Genomic DNA, 2,227 nt, shown 5'->3' with positions numbered 1-2,227 from the left:
CCATCATCTGGCGGACTTCCTCGCGGAGCATACGCTTGATTTTGTCCTCCATCGTTTCAGTGCTGGTTTCGCTGAAATGCGCCCATACAAGGTAGGTGGTTTTGCCGATTTTCTTCACCATAGAGGGCGGAGTGTCTGGCTTGGGCCGGGGGAAGGTCATGCCTGCGGTAGCGTTGGGAAGTTTGTTTGCCATAGGCGGCTCCTTTTCCAGCCAGCCATTTTGTGCAAAAATCTTTCGCAGTTTTCTAACTGCGCTGGTAACGCTCTCGGTGGCACAACTTCCGCTGACACCCTCGTCCGCCGCAATTTCCCGAAACTTTTTCTTCAAGGCATACCGGGCATGGAGCCGCCGCGCCTGGGTAGGGGATAGCTGGATGATGGCCTCCGCCAGATGTGCCAATAGCAATTCTTCAGCGGTCTCGTCAATCTCCCGAATAATCAAATCCTCCGGGGACTGCACCAGGAACATAGCGTGGTTCTCAATAGCTGGGGTACAGTCCATCGAATAAACGTGATAATACTTTTTTCTGCCCTCCTGCCGGTTTTCATAGAGCCGACATTCCTCCATAACGGCGGCAACCTCGTCCGGCACTTCGATGAAAGTGTCTTTCGTGTAGAGCGGGTAGTAGTGCTTTCGCAAATTGATGATCGCCATGCCGCCCTCACTTTCCCTGGGGGTGGTCTGCGTAGTAGCGGTGGAGGTTGCACAGCCCCGGCGGATGGAGAGACACACGTTGCTGTTGTGAACGCGTTCCTGGTCTGCGATCTGCTGCTGGGTCAACCCTCCCAGATAGTAGGCGCAAATCCGGCGGGCCTGGGTGGGGGTGGCATAGGCCAGGGCTTCCCGCAAGGCAGCGGCCAGCTGGTCACGTTCTGCCCGTTCCTCCGCCAGCATGACAAGTTGCTCCGGGGACGGGCTGTGTTCCAAAGCGTAGTTCTCCGTCCAGTCGAAAGCGTCCAGCGAGTAGAACGCCCGGTGATACCGCTTGCGGCGCTCATAGTTCCGCATTTCCCTGACGGACTGGCACAGCACGTCAAAGACTTCCTCGCTGACCTCCACCAGCTTGTCCTGCTGACAGTGGGGGTAACGGAGCCGCAGGTTGATGATTTTCATATAGCCTCCTAAATGACAGGAGGGACAAACAGCCGAAACTGCTTGTCCCTCCCGGTGATGGAGCAAACACCCCTCACCTGGTAGCCACTTAGGGGGGCAATCGTTAAGTAGGTTTCTGAAAAATTTCAAAAACTTTTTGCGGACAGCCTCAATGCTGTAATAGACTGCGACTTTGGTACAGCCGCACATCTCGGCAATCTCCGCATAGCTGAAATCATGCAGGGCGTAGAGCAAAAACCGCTCCCGCTGGGTGGGAGTGCAGAGGGCCAGCACCGCCAGAATTTCATCCAGTGTTTCCCGCTGGCAAATCAATTCTTCCGGGGTGGCGCAGTAAGGCAAGCGGCCCTCGGTGCTGATTATGTACTCGTCAAACTCGCGTCCATCCCAGTGCCGCCGCTGTTCATGTGCAAGGTTCTCCGCTTTGTGGTCGGCCTGGGTGAGATACTCGTAGACCTCCACCGAAACGGACACAGCTTGTCCATAGTAGTTGATGGTGATTTCCATCGTCCTTTCCTCCGTTCAGATTTTTGGGGTCTGAACGGAGGGGGCGGGGAGCGGCAGCGGGGCCGTTGTCGCTGGGCAGGAAATGCAAAAGCCCCCGGACGGCACAAGGCCATTCGGGGGCAAGTAACAACATTATGAGCCGTCAGAAAACGACTATTTTTGCAAACCTGGGTAGGGGACGCCGTTGCAAGGGTCAGGCTTTTTTTGACAAGTGCCTATCTACCTGTAATCGCATGGCGGCATCCTCCTATATATGCCGCCAGCGGATATAAGAACGGCGGCTTTCAATTTCTCAAAAGCCGCCGTTTTAGGGCATGACAGGTTGTGCTGTACGACAGCTTTTTTTCTTTTGCCGTCGTGCGGCAGTTTTTCAAATATTGGCTACAAGTCAGTTTCCCAATCTGGTATTACTGCAAAAAATTGAGAACCAAGGCAAGGGCGACAATCCCCAGCATTATCAGCACCAGCGCCACGCTGATTACCGTGGACATGATGTTAATGGCGCTTCGGCTTTCCTCGCTCTTTACGCAGATCACGGAGAACAGGAGGCCCGTCAGCGCAAGGACGATGTTGCAGATCGCCCAAACCATGCGTACACCATCCGGCAGG

General features: G+C 54.9%; 2 protein-coding genes and 1 pseudogene. All 3 read right to left on the bottom strand.

Going from position 1 to position 2,227, the window contains the following annotated elements:
* Positions 1 to 121, bottom strand: a 121-nt coding sequence (locus tag QZ329_RS15530) for a transposon-encoded TnpW family protein (protein ID WP_295753902.1), incomplete at its 3' end; no start/stop codon positions are given.
* 1,092 nt (positions 122 to 1,213) lie between these two features.
* Positions 1,214 to 1,618, bottom strand: a pseudogene (locus tag QZ329_RS15525) (sigma factor-like helix-turn-helix DNA-binding protein); the annotation flags it as partial.
* 407 nt (positions 1,619 to 2,025) lie between these two features.
* Positions 2,026 to 2,227 (bottom strand): hypothetical protein (locus tag QZ329_RS15520; RefSeq protein ID WP_295753901.1); only part of this gene is annotated, 202 nt, incomplete at its 5' end.

Source organism: uncultured Oscillibacter sp. (genome assembly GCF_910579365.1).
Classification (GTDB): Bacteria; Bacillota; Clostridia; order Oscillospirales; family Oscillospiraceae; genus Oscillibacter.
The sequence above is the reverse complement of the archived record's forward strand: the minus strand, read 5'-3'. Positions and strand labels throughout refer to the sequence as shown.